Raw genomic sequence first — 15,602 nt, forward strand, 5'->3', positions numbered from 1 at the left:
CCGCGACGACCGGTCCGAGGCCGGGGATCGCCAGCAGGCCGAGGCCTGCGAGCAGGCCCGCCGCGCCGCCGAGGCCGGCGCCGATGCCGGCTCCGGTCCCGGCGCCTTCAGCGCGATCGTCGACGCCGTCGCGATCGCGGTCGACCTTACCGGACCGCGAGCCGTACCAATTGTCCGAATTGTTGGCGACGATGCTGATATCGGAATGCGCCACGCCGGCGCCTTCGAGCCGGGTCACTGCGCGTTCGGCATCGGAGTAATTGTCGTAAAGACGTGAGATGGTGACGGTCATTGTGAGGTCTCCTGGTGATTGCTTGTTACTTGGTGGGGTTCACGTTGCCCTGGAAGTCCAGGCTGACGTCGGTTTTGGTGCCGGCCTTGTCGGCCTTGCCGCGCCAGACGCCCTCGTTGTCCTTTTGCAGGCCGGAGACGTTGGAATATCCCGCTTCTTCGATCTTCGATTTTGCCTGTCCCTCGGTGAAGCTGTTGCGGCCGGCGACCGGCTTGTTCGAGTTGTTCTGGTCCGAGCTGTTGACGGCGTTGTTGCCCGGCCCGCTCTGAGCAGGCTGTGACTGCGCGCCAGCGGGTACCGCTCCGAGCAGCAACATGGTCGTGGCAAGTAGAGTGAGACGTCGCATTTTTTTGTCCTCCAGCAGGTGAATGTGCCGGCGACAACAAGTGAGATTCGAATTGGTTGCTTACGTTTGAAGCTGCCGAGTGCCGCAGCCTGTCTCGCGCCAAAACGCGCGGGTGCATCGAACCAGTTTAGGAACGTCTGCCGGTTTGTCCCGTTTATGCGCGCCTTGCGGATGCCGTTGGCAGATTTATTCCAGCCGACGCATCAATTGATACGGCACGAAGGCGCGAGGGGCGGATGATGGCCGGAGCGCGCGCGTTGAGTTGGCGCGCTGGCGGCCCCGGCATTTTCGCTCCCCACGTCCAGCCCCGGAGGTGCCTGGGGTCGCTCCCGTGCTGCTCGGCTGGTTTTTCGATTTCGGAACTTCAACTGCGCCGGTCCATTGTCGCCGGAATCATTGAACAGGCGAGACAGCTCCCATCATGCAATCCCGCTACCCGCTGTTGAAGAAATGGACGGCGCAAGACCACGAGCGATTGAAGGCATTGGCCGCAGCAGGCCGGCGGCCGGACGAGATTGCGAGCGAGCTCGATCGAAGCGAAGCGGCGGTGAGGGTGCGTGCCTGGCAGCACGGCATCGCCTTGCGGCTTGTCATTCAGAGGCGCAAGCCGTTGAAAACGGCTGGTTCGAAGGCCCGCATGTGAGCGAGGCGATCTACCCGGATGCGTCGAAGCTCAGGATCCACTCACGACGCCGCCCTGCGCAAGATAGGAGATGACCGTGCCGTCCGCGGACGGCTGGAAGTTGTCGAGGGTTGCTTCCGAGACGGTCGAGCATCGCGTTGTCGCAGGCTCGTCGCGCGTGCCGAACAACGGCACGCGGAAGTCATTGGGAAAGCGGCCGCGTCACTTCGACGATGGTGCGTCGGCTTGCGTCCTGGCGGGCTCCCAAGGCGCGGGAAGGATGACGCGGATCGGACGCGCTTCAGTGGTGCCTTGACCAGCGGGCCGGGCTTGCTCCCTGGCAGGCTCGGCCGAAGCCACGGACAGCAGTGCGACCAGCATGCTTAGCGAGGTCGTCACAAGTCTCACATCCAGCATCGAAGCCTCCGTTTCCGCGTCAACGCAGCCTGCGGGACTTGGTTCAGACGAATTCGGGAACAAGTGGTAATTTTGTAGGTTTGAAGAAGACAGATCCGGATGACCGGACTGCTGGAGGAGGACACGATGAACATCAAGACCATCATTGCCGCTGCCCTGTTGACGTCATTTGCGGCTCCCGCGTTCGCGCAGTCGTTCTACGTGGTGCAGGACGTCAAGACCAAGAAGTGCACGATCACCGAAGCGAAGCCGACGAGCACGGAAACCACCGTCGTCAGCGGCGACACCGTGTACAAGACCAGGACTGAAGCCGAGGCCGGCATGAAGACCGTCAAGGTCTGCACGTCGAACTGAGGAGAAGGACAGATGCCTGTACTTCTGCTTTGGGCCGTCCCTGCCGTGATCGTGATCGGTGGCGGCGTTTATCTGATTGGCCACATGCACTGAACCTTGATGCCGAGGGTGCCTAGCGCGCCCACGGCCCCTCTTGCGAGTGAAGTTGCGCAAGCGTCAAGCAAAGCCCGCGTGGAGCGATCCGCGCGGGCTGATTGTATATGAACCGCTCTCCGAGAGCCCCCGACGAAACACGGCTGAAACATTGCTGAAACCAGATCGTCCTGAACTCCGCGCCCGCTCGTGCCGACCAACGGAGCGAAGAGGAGAGACAATCATGATCCAGATCGGTTCGAAGGAAGAAGTCGCGTTCCTGCTGGCGCTGTTCGGCACCCACACCCAGCCGGTGAAGCGGCCGAAGCCGAAATCGCAGCAAAGGTGAGAGGCTGAACCCATGCCAGGTTTGGCCGAATGCCAGAGCCTGCTCAGGCTCCTGATCGCCAGGGGCGATCCCAAGTCCATCCCGCTCGCCAAAGGCGCCATCGATCAGTATTTGAACACGGCGCCGCTCAGCGCCCGCGGCCGCGGCCTGCGCGTGCTCCAGCGCGACGCACTCGACCAGCACGATGTGGCGGTCGGCGTGCAGCGCTCGTTCGCCGAGACGGTGGATGCCTATATCGAGCACAAGCTTGCGGAAGAGTAGGGCGCTGCGCAAGCAGGCATGGTCCGTGTCTTGCCGGATCGATCCTTGCCAGCGTTCCTTGGACGGTGTTCCCGGAACCCGTTGATCCCCAGCGAATTTTCGTCTTATTGGAAACCTTTGCCGTTCTCGGGCCTAATACGGCAAAGGATGCAACAATGCCGCGTTACTACTTCGACCTTCGCGACGACAACGGAATTGCCCTCGACGAGGAGGGGCTGGAATTGGCAAGCCCGCGCGCCGTTCGGGCCGAGGCCGCCAAGTCGCTTGCCGATATGGCACGCGATGCCGTCCTCTCGGCGCCGCCCACGGGCGGCAGGCAGACGATGGCGATCGACGTTCGCGACGCCAGCGGCCCCGTCATGCAGCTGACATTCTGGTTCGAGATCGAGACTCCGGCATCGCGATCGCAATCAGGCGATCATTGACGCGTCAACGACCTCGGCAGCGACTCTTCGGGATCCAGCACGGCGATCTTCCGGCCAAGCTGCCATACCTCGACCTTGCCGTGGCGTGTGAACTGCCGCGCGAAGCTGAGGGCGGAGGAATCCGACGGCGCCTCGAACGCTTCGGCGGAGCGGAAGATTCCGTTCTCGCCGATCAGATAAGCGCGATATTGCTGCATCATGTCGGTGCCCTCAGGCCGGGGGAGCGCAGCCAGGCCTCGATCTGCATGGCCGTTTCGTCCTGCCGGGCCCGGCGCAGCAGCATTTCGCGGCGGCGCCCCGGCGAGAGCGCGCGCGCTTCCTCGCGACAGCGCGTGGCTTCGTCGGCGAGTCTTTCGGTGAGAGTCTTGGTCTGTTTGAAACGACGGCGCGTCAGCATGGCGCTTCTCCCTGTTCGAGGAGGCGGGAGCGCGACTTGGCGTTCTCATCACCGATAAATGCCAAGGGCCTCGCGATGATGAGTGACCCTACGCCGCCGTCGGCGCCGAGTCTGTATCATTTGGTACGCTCGCAAATTAAATTTTCGGGAGAAAATTTAGACGCTTGAGCCACTTACTCAATTTGAGTGCGACACGAAACCCAGGTTCACTTTCGGACCAAAGCCGCCCCTCGGGTCGTTGCAAGACACCACCAAGGCTTGTTTCAAGGCTTTGTCTCAAGAAGCGCCTCCGAAGGAGCCGGCTGATGCGTTGCGGCGTGGCGTCCGCGCGCGGCTCAGGCGCGAAGCGCAAGGTGCAGGAATTGGTTGAAGGCGCTCGCCTGGTAATCGGCGAACGCCTCGCCGTTGACGAAGCCTCGCTTGCGATACAGCGCCAGCGCCGGCTCGAACGCCGGGCCGCTTCCGGTCTCCAGGCTCAGCCGGGTCAGCCCGCGCGCCTCGGCCTCGCGCACGATGTGGTCCAGCAGCAGCGCCGCGACGCCGCGGCGCAGATGATGGGGGTGGGTCCGCATCGACTTCACCTCGGCGCCGCCGTCGCCCAGCTCTTTCAGCGCGCCGATCCCGACGACGTCGTCGCCCTCGCGCACCGACCACACGGTGACATCAGGCACCTGCAGCCCCGACAGGTCGAGCGCGAACACATGGCCCGGCGGCGAGTTCGCATGCATGCCGGCGAGATGCAGCGCGAGCAGGCGGCGGGTCGGTTCAGAGGTGAGATCGTCGGGGTGGATTGAGAACATGGGGGACCGTTTGGGAGCTATGTCGGCACTCGGATTGCGCCCGCACAATATGAAGCACAGAAGCGCTGGTTGACAACGTTCCCGTTTTGTTCTAAATTTCAAAATACTTCAACTGTTGGGCGAGCTAGGCAGAGGATCGCATCTCGTCCAAAAATTTCCGCGGGTCGTCGATGAGTAGCTCCCTTCTCGCTTTGGTCTTATTGAATAATCCGGTGACGCCGGACATGTCAGCGGTTGCAAAGGTCCTTCACGCCCGACATCCGGAGTTGGCAACGGAGACGATGGACGACGGGCGTGCTCAGCAGGCTCAAGCAGACTCGCCGCTCATTCGCTGCGGCAACGAGCTCGTCGCCGTCATGTCGATGCCGGCGCCCATCCCGGACGACGAGGGACTTTGGGCGCGCGCCGCCACGACATGGCCGGAGAGCAAGGCGGTGGCCCTCCGGCATCGAGGTCATGTGATCGTATCGATGCTCGGTAAGAGCGAACAGCCGCTGGTCGCCGCGCGCATCACGACCGCTGTCATCGGTGCGTTGATTGCGACGATGCCTGAGTGTTGCGGCGTGGTCTGGGCGGGCCGGGTCGCGCGGCCTGCCGATCTCTGGCGCGAAACGTCTCGCGATTCATTCGCACCATATCCTAATTACCCCTTTAGGCTATGGGTCGACATTCTTCCGTTCCGGACAGGCGCGAAGATCGCCGCGGTCACGATGGGACTGTCCGCCTTCGTCGGTCGTGAGATCGAGTTCGTGACCGGCAAGCCTTCGGCGTTGTTCGACAAGGTGGCTGGGCTTGCCGTGTATCTGATCGAGCATGGCAGCGTGGTGAAGGACGGCGACACGATCGGCGCAAGTGCGAGCGAACGGATCCAGGTGCGTCACAGGAATTCCGACGCGTTTGGCGGGCTGCCGGTGTTTTACTGTGTGGATGAGTTCAAGCACTGATGTAGATGAGCGACTTACCATCGGTACTTGCCGCCAGATTCGTTGCCCGAGACCGAAGGTTTGACACGTCGGGAAAAACACATGCAGAATGGCATCATCGGAAGAGTCCGATAGCTCGCGGGAAGCCGCGGGCTTTTTTGTTGAGCAGTCGATCGTGGTCTCCGCCGCGCGTCATTGCGGGCACGCTTTTCAATGGGTTCAAGTCATGAGTGACGATAAAGCAATTTCTGCTGCAAAGCGGCCCAGAGCGCGAAAACGCCGCTTCTACGAAATGGGTCCCGATTTTAACGGAGGGCGACCGGGCTTTTGGGTTGCGGACGAGAGCGTCCTTCCCCCCCACAGAGTATATCGTCTGCCCGCTTCTACACCGCCCGTGCCTTACATGTTTGATAAATCCGATGGCAGTCTGCCCTATGACCTGGAGGTCTGCTTTCGCTGGTGGCTCGTTTCGGACCGGACAAAGGCTGTCTTCGAGCGGGTTGATCCGGAGGCATTTGTGTTTGTGCGGTGCGACGTGCGAGTGCCGCAAGGTCGCTATCATGGACCGGACTATTGGCTCTGCGATGTTGTTCGCGTCCTCGACGCGCTGGACGAAACGGAGTCCTGCTTGCGCATCGGTGTCCGGGACGATGTTCGCTACATAGACCACGGTCAGAAATACTACGGGTTCATTCCCGGCTACAAACTGGTCTTCAGAGAGGCCGCGATCGGTAACGCGCACATCTTCCGCATGGCCTACGACGAGGCGACTGTCATATGCGATCAAGAGTTCAAGGACGCTTGCAAGTCGGCGGGGCTGAGGAGAATTCGGTTTCGCGATCCCTCAAAAAGCCGATATTGATTCGCGCCATCCTGAGAAATGAAGTCTGTTCGCTGGTGGGCGGCAGTGCATACTCGGAACAGGTGAGAAACGCCGGCCGCCTTGGCTTCAACGATGACCAGTTCAGACTTAGCGATTTCTGCTAGCGGACAAGGCTGGCGCCTGCGAGCGGATGGCGGCGGGGCGCGCCAGTACTTCTTCCCGATAAAATAGAACGAAATAAAGCCCACGCTTTGGGGCCGGTAATCAATTCGCGCTCCATGGGCGTCGACTGCGGGCGGTCTGATCGAGCGATCGCCTGCACGCCATAGTACTTCAGGAAAATTGCAACCTTGTTTGACGAACGCGCGGGCGTTCCCGCCGCGGCAGCGCTTGCGCGCCTAATCCACTCACCTTGCCAGCTCCCATACTCAATGAAACCCCTTTGTGAGGGTGCATGTCGATTTTTTTCGATCACCACATCATTCCAGAGCGCTTTAGAGACTACCCCGCGTTTCGCGGTATCGACAAGAAGACGTTCGATATCGACGCGCCCGCAAACCGAATCTATTTGCCAGCAAATCGGGAACTCGCTGCAAAGTTGGAGGTGTCGCCCCATCCGAGCAGACACGTGGGGCCGTATGGCGACCTCATTTGTAAGAGGCTCAAAGAGATCGCAACGATCGGGAGTCCGGCCGAGCGACTTGTGGAGATCAAGACTCTTATCGATGCTATGCGCGTTGGCTTCCTTAACGGCCATCTCTACACCAATGTGCCTATCGGTAAAACACAAGAGGAAGTCTACCAAGGGGTCGAGAAAGTTTTGACGGACCCCAAGGCTTACCGCGATCAATACCCGGATCAATTGAGGACCATCAGAGATGTCGAGCGAAGGGGAGCGGACGCCGGTCAGGACCACCTGATCAAATGGCTGCTCTACCTGGACGATCCGGAGCGGCAGAAACTGATAGATGAGGCAATTGCTCGCAATCCTGACGTCAACATCACCGCTGGCAATCGCGACCTGCGCGGAACGAATTGGTCCAAGTTCGAAGCGTTGGATCCCTCTTCGGACCCTTTTCGCGTACCCGGCTCAACATCGGCCAACCCGAGCGACTTTCCGCCGCTGCCGGGCTACAGCTCACCTCCGCGTGCCGGTCTGAACGAACAGGAAGGGTTTGCGCGAAGTGATCCCCGCTTCACACGTGCGCTGCCACCGTTTCCCACGCTAGATCCCAACGAACGGATCGGTCAATTGCCTCCGACAACGGTCGCTCCATCAGATCCGCTTGTGCTCCAGTCCGATCCGCACTCCGGAGTGACGTATCCGTACTACGAGAATCCGTTGGCTGGAGGCGCATCTCCGGAGCGTGATGTTCTTCCTTTGTTGGCCGGAGGGGCCGCCCTCGGCTTAGCGGCGCCTTCTATCCTCCCCTGGCTGTTCGGTATTGGAGGCATCTTGGCGGTCACGCGAACTGCCAACGCGCAGGAGAGTAGTTCCGGCGGCACGATGGGCGCGGCTACTCCTGGCGGAGGAGTGTTCTCGACAGGAGCGCCGCCGCTCAACATCATCGGCAATGGACTTAACGTCGACAGCGCGGCCAGTGGCCGCGGCTCTTCGGCTTCATCGACATTTGGGCGGCAGGTGGGCGGAGCTTCCTCGATCGATCCAGAGACTCGCGCTAGCACTTTTGCAGATCGCTTTGGCAGCTGGGCCGGCACGCCAGACGGCACTGCACCTGCCGAGCCGGCAAACGTGGACAGATTACCAGACGCTCCTGCAGGCGGATCGGTCGCGCCCGAAAACGTTCGGCGCCTCGCCCGCGTCAATGAGTCCAACGCGGGCAGCGTGTTCACGTCCGGCAGTGCGCCGGTCCCGCATCTGCTGCCTTCCACGCAATTCAACGAGCGGTTCGGCAACTGGACCGTGCCGACCACTGGCAGCGCGCAACCGCAACCCAGCAAGCCAATCGGTCTATTTGCCGACGAGCCGAGCTACGTCATTCCACCCCCGATCTTCGGAGTGGACGGTCCAGGCAATCCGCATAGTGACGCTGAGGAGTGGTTTTCGCGGTGGATACGGCCGTTGCTTTGACCAGAGTAAAGGTTGCGGAGCGGCGAGTATGCCGTCGGATCGTTCGTTTGACACGTCGGGCAAAACACCGGCAGAATAGCATCATCGGAAGAGTTCGGATCGAGCCCGCGGGATGCCGCAGGCTTTCTTTTGGCTGAGCAGTAGGCCGTATATTCATTAAAGAGTGTCTGTTCATGAGGGCCAACCGGAAATCTTCTAGTCGGCCAGAGCATTACTGCTTCTGACCGATTCCGTTGAGGTGAACCTCATCGCACAGGCGCCGCTCTGACCGGATGCCGAAGCAGTAACCAATCAGCAGCATCCGGATCATCAGCTCCGGATCGATCGAAGGCCGACCGATGTTGCTGTAGAAAGGTGCCAGGTCCCGCTTGATCTCTTGAAAGTCGACAAACCTGTCGATCGACCTGAGCAGGTGATCGGCGGGAATATGCTTCTCAAGTGAGAACTCGTAGAACAAAGCGGCCCGGCGCATATAATGCCTGGCCGGAATCCCTGCGCTTATCACCGGAGTAATTGGCCTTTTGGCCCGAAGGCGAGGTTCAGGCGGCGTCCTCCGTTGTCGGCTCGTTGGGTAGACCGGAAGCAACCGGCCGACCTTCGAAGCGGCGCCAGTGACCCGTAGCAGACTTTTGGCATATTGAGCGGATGCAGCCACATTGCTATGCTTCGTTCACATCGTGCCTTAGGTCTGATGGGCAGGCTTGATCAGGCTTACGGACTGCAGCCTGCAATTTGGAAATTGGAATTCTTGAAGCCATAGGCCCCGCCTCCGGACGCATTTCAAAAGCGGCCGGGGAATGTTCATGGACGTCATTTCCCTCCGTTCTTCCCCTTGACTCGGAGGCGGGCTTTTTCTGTCAGCTTGATCGAAAAAGTGATTCCGCCATGTCCATTCCAAAAAGCATAACCCAATGCACTTCAGTCAATCGCCACAACAGAAGCACGGCGTGCCACTACTTAGTTGTTTTAATGCTTTCAGTTTGCATCCTTCAGCTCGCAAGCAGTACGGCGCAGACCCAGTGCGCAGCTCGCGATGTTTTGGAGAGACAGCTGAAATTCAAGACACGCGCGTCCGAAGCGCCTCAACGGCTTATTAAATCCGAGCGTGACATTGCGATATGGAAGACAATTGCAATAGGCACGTTCGCCGACTCACTTAAGCTGCGCGATGCACTGGACAGCATGCGATGCAGTGTGGGCAGCCAAGCGGGCGAAATCCTCGCCCGACCGTCCTTTATTACTGCTTCTCAGAAGACAGACATGGAGCTTGCACTCGTCTCCCCGACGCAACTTGGGTTCACGAGCGATAGTGTGACGTTAGCTGACCTTTACTCACGGGCTCGAAAACTCGGCTTTGAACTCGCACCGGCAGAGGTCGGACCACAATTGCGCATCCAATATTTCGACCAGCCCGTGGGCGAGTTCCTCATCATCGGAATGGAGCCGATCATGACCTGGAGCGGGGACCCGATTATTCTGAATGTAGCAAATGGCGGCGCCGGATTGATCCTCATCGGCCAAGACGGTAGAGCCGAAGCCGAGATACCTGCCACGTCTCGGATCGTTTTTGCGCGCTCGCATAAACTTGCGGCCAATACCAATCTCGTCGATCAAGCTGCTGCAGTTCCGCGCGAGTAAGGAGGGTGATCGCAACTGGCCCATCGACGACCTTCAATGATGTCCGCTGTTTGTGCTTCTCTGGAGAGACGAGCGGACATCAGGGGCCGCCGAACCAGGCGCCCAATTCAGGGGTACGGGCGCTACGCCGCCGCAGGCGGCCCGAACCACCGCAGCAATGTCTCCTCGAGCGCGTGTTGGTTCTCGTTTCCGACCCAGGCCACGTGGCCGTCGGGCCGCACCAGCACTGCGTCTGGCGCAGCGACCTGCCCGATGACCGGAAGCTCCCACACGCCATCGGTGCCGGCGTCGACGACATTGATGCAATCCACCCAGGGCGTTGCGGCAATGCCGCCTCGCTTGCCAAAATTGAGCAGCACGCCCCGCGCTCCGTGCAGCAGCGTGAACAGTTTCAGCTTCCGTCCTTCGACCGTCAGATCGAGATCCGGCATGCGCCGCCCCAGCAGCGCGTGGCCTTCGCCGAGATCGTAAGCGATGTCGAGCCCGCTCATCATGGCGCCAAAACGTCTGCGCGGCTCGTCCATGCCGAGCAGTTCGGAGACGGTGTCGCGTGCGGCCTTGAGGCCGTCGTCGCCGCGGCGGAGCAGAGCGATCTGCGCCATGGTGTTTCTGAGCACGCGCGCGCCGACGGGATGGCGCTCGGCGTGGTAGCTGTCGAGCAGGCTGTCCGGCGAGATGCGATGGACCACCTGCGCCAGCTTCCAGCCGAGATTGACGGCGTCCTGCACGCCGATGTTGAGGCCTTGCCCGCCGACGGAGTGATGGATATGCGCGGCATCGCCGGCGAGCAGCACGCGTCCTTTGCGATAGGTCGTGGCCTGCCGGGCCGCATCGGTGAAACGGGAGATCCAGGCGGGATTTTGCAGTCCGAAATCGGTGCCATAGACTGCGACGAGGGCATCGCTGAGATCGCGCAAGGAGGGCTCGCCGGTGCGCGTGAGCATTGCTTCCGTCACGACGACCAGCACGCGGCCGCTCTCGGTCTTGCTGAGGCCGTGAAAGCCGAGCGCATCATGACGCAGGCCCCACGCCGGCGCCTCGCGCATCTCGACCTCGGCCATGAGATTGCTCAGCGTCGGTGAGGTGCCGGCAAAATCGATGCCGGCGGCCTTGCGCACCAGGCTGCGACCGCCGTCGCATCCGACGAGATAGTCTGCGCGCAAGGTCTCGCCACCGGAGAGCGTCACGTCGATGCCGGTTTCGTCCTGTGCGAAGCCCGTGAGCTCGACATTGCGATAGATCGGCACTTTGAGCTCTTCGACCCAGTCCGCCAGGATGCGCTCGATGTGGCTCTGCCGCAGCGCCAGACCGTAAGCGTGCCTTGTGGGGAGGTCGCTGATGTCGAGCCGCGTCCAGGCAAAGCCCGCGAGCTGGACGATCTGTCCCTCGCGCAGGAAGCGATCCGCAACGCCGCGCTGATCGAGGATCTCGATGCTGCGGGCATGCAACCCGCCGGCGCGCGTGCCGACGAGATCCTGGCTCGCGCGCCGCTCGAGGATGGCGACATCGACCTTTGCGAGCGCGAGCTCGGCAGCCAGCATCAGCCCGGTCGGGCCGCCGCCGGCGATCACCACGGCATGGTCGGGCGGCATCTGGTTCCGCGCGTCGGCTCCCTGTGGCTGACGGCGTGAACGGGACGTCGGAAGCAATGCAGGCATGTCGTTACCCCTCGGCTGGTTGCTTTGGATGTTTCCTGGGTCGGGGGTTCTACGGCAGAGGCGGGGACTTGAAGCAAGCCCGTTGCGCACCACATATTGAGTTGGGAGGAGGGGCTTCCTCTTCCGCGTTCGCCGCGTTGACACGTCGGGCAAAACACCGGCATGATGGCATCATCGAAAGAGTTTGGGTCAGCCCGCGCAGAGCGATCTGCGGCGGGTTTTGTTTTGCGGGATTGGGCGGTCAGCAGACGCCGGTGGTCCGCTGCATGATGTCGGCGAGCTCCTCGAACGAAAACGGCTTCCTGATCATCGGAAGGCCGCCGCGCCGGGGCTCGCGACCCGACAATTGCAGCATCTTCAGCTCCGGGCGGACGCGCTTGGCCAGCTCGGCCAGTTCATGACCATCCATGCCGGGCATGTTGATATCGGTGATGAGGATGGAGATGTCCTGGTTCTGCTCGAGCCGGCCGAGTGCATCCGGGCCGCTTTGGGCGCTGATCACCTCGCAGCCGAGATCTTCCAGCATGCCCACGATCACGTCGAGGACGGCGGGATCGTCGTCAACAACCAGGACAGTGTGGCTCATCGCAGGAACATTCCTTCTGACGAAGCATTCAACGCGCCTCTCGCCGGATAAGTTCCAGCAAAGGCCCGGCTGGCGTAAACGGATGTCGAGACTTCGGGCAAAACATCGGCAGAACGGCATCATCGAAACGCCCGCCGGGCGCCGATCCGCCTAATCGTCCTTCGACAAATCGCCGGGTTTGGCGGGAATGTCGATGGTGCCGCCATCGCCGTGCACGAGATCGCGATTGCTCTGCTTTGTCTGGCCGGCGTCTACGATGATCGCCTCCTGCGGCTCGCGCTCCTTGTCGATGCGCGGCTTGGCTCCGGGCAATTCTCGCGATGTCTCTGGTGACGTCATCTCGAATGTCATCTCACCGATCCTCCTGATCGGCTAACTTTCGCCGGGCCGGTAAGTTCGTTTGACGCGTCGGGCAAAACACCGGTATGTTGGCATCATCGAAAGAAGTTTGGTTCAGCCCGCGCGGAGAATATCCGCAGCGGGCTGTTTCATTTCAACGGGGCTTTGACACGTCGGGCAAAACACCGGCATAGTGACATCATCGAGACGAGTTTGGTTCACCCGCGCGGAGCACATCCGCCGCGGGTTTTTTCGTCTCGGTTTTCGAGATCGGACGGCGGCGGCGCATTACGGCCACGCACTCGTCAAACCTGGAGCGCCGATCGGCGCGCCGTCGTCCGTACCATTGCCGGCCGTGCACGCGCGAACGTGCCGGCCCGCGGCGCTGGGGCCAATTGCCCGCGCCGCTGCGGTCTCCGGAAGACACGGAGATAGGGTTCGCGCCCGAAACGATCGCGCCTCGCCTGGCGCGATCTGCCGCGCATTTTCTTCGCTGGGAGGATCGATGACTGCCTATCTGATATCGCTCGCGCTCGCGGGCCTGGTCGCAATCGTGCTGTGGGAGATGCTGTCGTGAGCGAGGATACGGAATGCGAGCTTGCAAGCGAGCCGTCCCCCAAGCCCGCGGCCAGGAAGACGTCGAGGGCGCGGAGCCTGACCGAGATCCGCTCGCTGGCGCGCAGCCACACCAGGACGGCCCTCAGGGTTCTCGTCGGCATCATGCGCAGCGATGACGCGACACCGGCCGCGCGCCTTTCGGCGGCCAACGCCATCCTGGATCGCGGCTGGGGCAAGGCCGCACAGCCGATCGAGAACGGCGAAGACGGTGCGCCGGAATTGGTCCACCGGGTCGAGCGCGTCATCGTGCGTCCGGAAGACGCCGTCGAGGGCGATGCCGGTCCGAAGGCCTGAGATGCCGGATATCTCGATCTGGTGTTCGCTCGACCTTCGTTTGGTGCTGGGGTGGAGAATGCGGCCGAGAGAACGCCATCCTTGCTTATCCTTGGTCTTTCGTAAGTGCCCCTTTGCCCGACCTAAACACTCCAATACCGACGGTCCTAGTTCTTGCTCTGCTTGCTGGTCCGGCGCTGCCCGGCATAGGCGCGCTGCACCTGGTCGCTGCAATAGGACAGGTGTCGGCCATCGCCGGTGAAGTGTCCGTTGTTGATGATCCAGAGGATGACGGTCTTGTCGTCGATCTTCTTGAACATCAGGTTCTCGCGTTCCGGAGTCGTGTCCACATTCTGTACGCTGACGGCGTCCCTGTCTGACGCCGGCTGCAATGTGCAGTCCGCGCCGATCCGGGCCGTGTCGGGAAGCTGAACCCGGGTGCGGAAGATCTCGCACTTGTTCGAGGCCGTGACGATCGACTTCCTGGCGAACGCAACGATCGTGTCGCTGAATTTCGCGCAACGTTCCTCGAAGTCGGCCTCCACTGCAGCGTAGACGCCATCTTGCGGATGAGCGCTCTTGAGAGTGAGCTCCAGTTCGGCCTTCCGCTTGGCTTCCTCGGCCTTCTGCTTGGCCTCTTCCTTGGCTCTCAGCGCGGCCTCAGCGAGCGAGCGCTGAGTCTTCAGAGGGCAGTAGGCCGCACGCCAGGGAGGATCCTTGAGCTTCCCATTCAGGCTCTTTTGGACGGAGATCGCCGACGTATCGAGCCGTTTGATGAACATGATCTCGTTGAATTTTCTGCTCTCCCAGTTGGGGTCGCGAGGGTTAAGGTTCTGCGCCAGATTGTAATCGTCGCAGACCATGTCAACCTCAGCGCGCCTGGGCCAACATCGGTGATTTTCTTGACGTCGCAGACCCATTCGTAACCGCTGACCGACTTTTCGCCGAGATCGATCGTAAGGCCGCCGCTGTCATCGCAGTTCGACTGGAAATCCTTGCCGGGTTCGGCGTAGACGCCGGCCTTGGGACGCCATTTGTCGAATGTCGGAGCAGGCGGTTCCTGCGCGAAGCCAGGAAGTGCGAGAGCGACCAGCGCAGCCACGAGTCCATACGGCGCGGCGACAGGCAGGCCCCGCGGATCAAGTAACCCGCACGGGGCATCGATTTCAATTATGTCGGTGGTCAAGAGGCGCGGCTGAACACGAACCACCCGGAATTGCGGTCTCCCGTGAATGGCGTCGTTGAGCGCGCCGGTGATGATCAGTGGGGGACGATTTCGATCAGAGACAATAGCGGCTTGCGGCACCAGATCCTGCATACCAACTCTCGGCACGTGAAGGTCGGCGATGTGGTTGCAGCGGGTCAGGTGATCGGGATGATGGGCAATACCGGTCTTTTCGATGAGAAGGGCAATCCAGGGCAGCACCACGTCCATTATCAAATCAAGGATCCCGCAGGTAATGTTCTCGATCCCGGTGCGTTTGCCGATGCGCTGGGACCGTTCGATCCAATTCCCGCGCCGGCTTACATTCCCGGGTATCAGCGGTATCTGCAAAACGCGGATATGGTGCCGGGGACCCGTCCCGAAGATCTGCGGGTTTTGAGGAGGATGCCTGCCGGAAAATCGGGTCGATCTTTCATTCCGGAACTGCTGCCCGAAGCCGGCACGCTGCATCCGACCTCCATGCTGATCGGTGCCGTGCTCGCGCTCGGGCTCGTCTATGCCAGTGCCAAGGGCCGTTCGCGCGAGCAATCGCATGGCATCGAGGTCGAGCCCTACGTGTTCTTCCTGGGGAAGAGCGTTCTGCTCGCCTGCGCCGTGCTCTATTTCACCTATCTGATCGCCTCGCATCGCGGCCTGCCGAACGTGCTGGTCATCATGACCGCGTTGATCGCGCTCTATGGCTTCGTCACCCGGCGCACCGTGATCGGCCGGCAAGTCTACGCGGTCGGCGGCAATGCGAAGGCGGCAAAACTGTCGGGCATCAAGACCGAACGGCTGACCTTCCTCACCTTCGTCAACATGGGCGTGCTGGCCGCGCTCGCCGGCCTCGTCTTCGCCGCGCGCCTCAACACCGCGACGCCGAAGGCGGGATTGGGTTTCGAGCTCGACGTCATCGCCGCCTGCTTCATCGGCGGCGCCTCGGCCTATGGCGGGGTCGGGCGCGTCGGCGGCGCCGTGGTCGGCGCCATGATCATGGGCGTGATGAACAACGGCATGTCCATCCTCGGCATCGGCATCGACTACCAGCAGGTGATCAAGGGCCTGGTGCTGCTCGGGGCGGTGTGTATCGACGTGTATAACCAGCGGCGGTAG

17 protein-coding genes and 4 pseudogenes are annotated in these 15,602 nt (G+C 61.4%); 11 read left to right on the forward strand and 10 right to left on the reverse strand.

Going from position 1 to position 15,602, the window contains the following annotated elements; genetic code table 11:
* Nucleotides 1-292, reverse strand: a pseudogene (locus IC66_RS0112680) (hypothetical protein); the annotation flags it as partial.
* Between the two features lie 25 nt (nucleotides 293-317).
* On the reverse strand, nucleotides 318-638 hold the full coding sequence (locus tag IC66_RS0112685; RefSeq protein WP_038947871.1) for a hypothetical protein: 321 nt from the start codon (nucleotides 636-638) through the stop codon (nucleotides 318-320).
* 421 nt (nucleotides 639-1,059) lie between these two features.
* Between IC66_RS0112685 and IC66_RS0112690 the strand changes: the two genes are divergently transcribed.
* The 4 genes from IC66_RS0112690 (at nucleotide 1,060) to IC66_RS0112715 (ending at nucleotide 3,138) form a co-directional block, all read left to right on the forward strand.
* Nucleotides 1,060-1,281, forward strand: coding sequence for a hypothetical protein (locus IC66_RS0112690; protein WP_028142621.1), 222 nt, complete (start codon nucleotides 1,060-1,062; stop codon nucleotides 1,279-1,281).
* Between the two features lie 522 nt (nucleotides 1,282-1,803).
* Nucleotides 1,804-2,031 (forward strand): hypothetical protein, encoded by a 228-nt coding sequence (locus IC66_RS0112700; protein ID WP_028142620.1) that lies wholly within the window; start codon nucleotides 1,804-1,806, stop codon nucleotides 2,029-2,031.
* A 433-nt stretch (nucleotides 2,032-2,464) separates the two neighbouring features.
* The gene (locus tag IC66_RS0112710; protein WP_028142619.1) at nucleotides 2,465-2,713 is read left to right on the forward strand and encodes a hypothetical protein; all 249 of its coding nucleotides are present in this window, start codon (nucleotides 2,465-2,467) and stop codon (nucleotides 2,711-2,713) included.
* A gap of 155 nt (nucleotides 2,714-2,868) precedes the next feature.
* Nucleotides 2,869-3,138, forward strand: a complete 270-nt coding sequence (locus IC66_RS0112715) for a DUF6894 family protein (protein WP_028142618.1) — start codon at nucleotides 2,869-2,871, stop codon at nucleotides 3,136-3,138.
* On the opposite strand, the gene IC66_RS0112720 is transcribed toward IC66_RS0112715, so the two are convergent.
* From IC66_RS0112720 to IC66_RS0112730, 3 genes are all read right to left on the reverse strand, one after another.
* On the reverse strand, nucleotides 3,132-3,338 hold the full coding sequence (locus IC66_RS0112720; protein WP_028142617.1) for a hypothetical protein: 207 nt from the start codon (nucleotides 3,336-3,338) through the stop codon (nucleotides 3,132-3,134). The genes IC66_RS0112715 and IC66_RS0112720 overlap by 7 nt on opposite strands.
* Complete coding sequence (locus IC66_RS0112725; protein WP_028142616.1) at nucleotides 3,335-3,535, reverse strand: hypothetical protein; 201 nt, start codon at nucleotides 3,533-3,535, stop codon at nucleotides 3,335-3,337. The genes IC66_RS0112720 and IC66_RS0112725 overlap by 4 nt, the downstream gene beginning before the upstream one ends.
* A 335-nt stretch (nucleotides 3,536-3,870) precedes the next feature.
* Nucleotides 3,871-4,335, reverse strand: a complete 465-nt coding sequence (locus IC66_RS0112730) for a GNAT family N-acetyltransferase (protein ID WP_028142615.1) — start codon at nucleotides 4,333-4,335, stop codon at nucleotides 3,871-3,873.
* A 170-nt stretch (nucleotides 4,336-4,505) separates the two neighbouring features.
* Between IC66_RS0112730 and IC66_RS0112735 the strand changes: the two genes are divergently transcribed.
* The 3 genes from IC66_RS0112735 to IC66_RS0112745 all read left to right on the forward strand — a co-directional run bounded on the left by IC66_RS0112735 (nucleotide 4,506) and on the right by IC66_RS0112745 (nucleotide 8,173).
* The gene (locus IC66_RS0112735) at nucleotides 4,506-5,279 is read left to right on the forward strand and encodes a DUF4261 domain-containing protein (protein ID WP_038947872.1); all 774 of its coding nucleotides are present in this window, start codon (nucleotides 4,506-4,508) and stop codon (nucleotides 5,277-5,279) included.
* Between the two features lie 88 nt (nucleotides 5,280-5,367).
* Nucleotides 5,368-6,120 carry an imm11 family protein gene (locus tag IC66_RS0112740; RefSeq protein ID WP_081494332.1) on the forward strand — a complete coding sequence of 251 codons (753 nt, stop codon included), beginning with the start codon at nucleotides 5,368-5,370 and terminating at the stop codon, nucleotides 6,118-6,120.
* 415 nt (nucleotides 6,121-6,535) lie between these two features.
* On the forward strand, nucleotides 6,536-8,173 hold the full coding sequence (locus tag IC66_RS0112745; protein WP_038947875.1) for an AHH domain-containing protein: 1,638 nt from the start codon (nucleotides 6,536-6,538) through the stop codon (nucleotides 8,171-8,173).
* 232 nt (nucleotides 8,174-8,405) lie between these two features.
* Here the strand turns inward: IC66_RS0112745 and IC66_RS0112750 are convergent.
* A pseudogene (locus tag IC66_RS0112750) lies at nucleotides 8,406-8,645 on the reverse strand (transposase); the annotation flags it as partial.
* A 413-nt stretch (nucleotides 8,646-9,058) separates the two neighbouring features.
* Between IC66_RS0112750 and IC66_RS0112755 the strand changes: the two are divergent.
* Entirely contained in the window at nucleotides 9,059-9,811 is a 753-nt protein-coding gene (locus IC66_RS0112755) for a hypothetical protein (RefSeq protein WP_038947877.1), read from the forward strand.
* Nucleotides 9,812-9,933: 122 nt separating this feature from the next.
* Here IC66_RS0112755 and IC66_RS0112760 read toward each other — a convergent pair whose 3' ends face one another.
* From IC66_RS0112760 to IC66_RS0112770, 3 genes are all read right to left on the reverse strand, one after another.
* Entirely contained in the window at nucleotides 9,934-11,469 is a 1,536-nt protein-coding gene (locus IC66_RS0112760) for an FAD-dependent monooxygenase (protein WP_038947878.1), read from the reverse strand.
* A gap of 241 nt (nucleotides 11,470-11,710) precedes the next feature.
* Complete coding sequence (locus tag IC66_RS0112765; RefSeq protein ID WP_028142609.1) at nucleotides 11,711-12,055, reverse strand: response regulator; 345 nt, start codon at nucleotides 12,053-12,055, stop codon at nucleotides 11,711-11,713.
* A gap of 150 nt (nucleotides 12,056-12,205) precedes the next feature.
* Nucleotides 12,206-12,406 (reverse strand): hypothetical protein, encoded by a 201-nt coding sequence (locus tag IC66_RS0112770; protein WP_038947879.1) that lies wholly within the window; start codon nucleotides 12,404-12,406, stop codon nucleotides 12,206-12,208.
* 561 nt (nucleotides 12,407-12,967) lie between these two features.
* On the opposite strand from IC66_RS0112770, the gene IC66_RS0112775 reads away from it, so the two are divergent.
* The gene (locus tag IC66_RS0112775) at nucleotides 12,968-13,306 is read left to right on the forward strand and encodes a hypothetical protein (protein WP_038947880.1); all 339 of its coding nucleotides are present in this window, start codon (nucleotides 12,968-12,970) and stop codon (nucleotides 13,304-13,306) included.
* Between the two features lie 146 nt (nucleotides 13,307-13,452).
* Here IC66_RS0112775 and IC66_RS0112780 read toward each other — a convergent pair whose 3' ends face one another.
* The gene (locus IC66_RS0112780; RefSeq protein WP_038947881.1) at nucleotides 13,453-14,148 is read right to left on the reverse strand and encodes a hypothetical protein; all 696 of its coding nucleotides are present in this window, start codon (nucleotides 14,146-14,148) and stop codon (nucleotides 13,453-13,455) included.
* A gap of 365 nt (nucleotides 14,149-14,513) precedes the next feature.
* Between IC66_RS0112780 and IC66_RS49195 the strand changes: the two are divergent.
* Both IC66_RS49195 and IC66_RS46205 read left to right on the forward strand, forming a co-directional pair.
* Nucleotides 14,514-14,696 (forward strand): annotated as a pseudogene (locus tag IC66_RS49195) (M23 family metallopeptidase); the annotation flags it as partial.
* 210 nt (nucleotides 14,697-14,906) lie between these two features.
* Nucleotides 14,907-15,602: pseudogene (locus IC66_RS46205) on the forward strand (ABC transporter permease subunit); the annotation flags it as partial.

The sequence above is a fragment of the Bradyrhizobium genomosp. III genome, from assembly GCF_000261705.1.
Lineage (GTDB): Bacteria > Pseudomonadota > Alphaproteobacteria > Rhizobiales > Xanthobacteraceae > Bradyrhizobium > Bradyrhizobium ottawaense.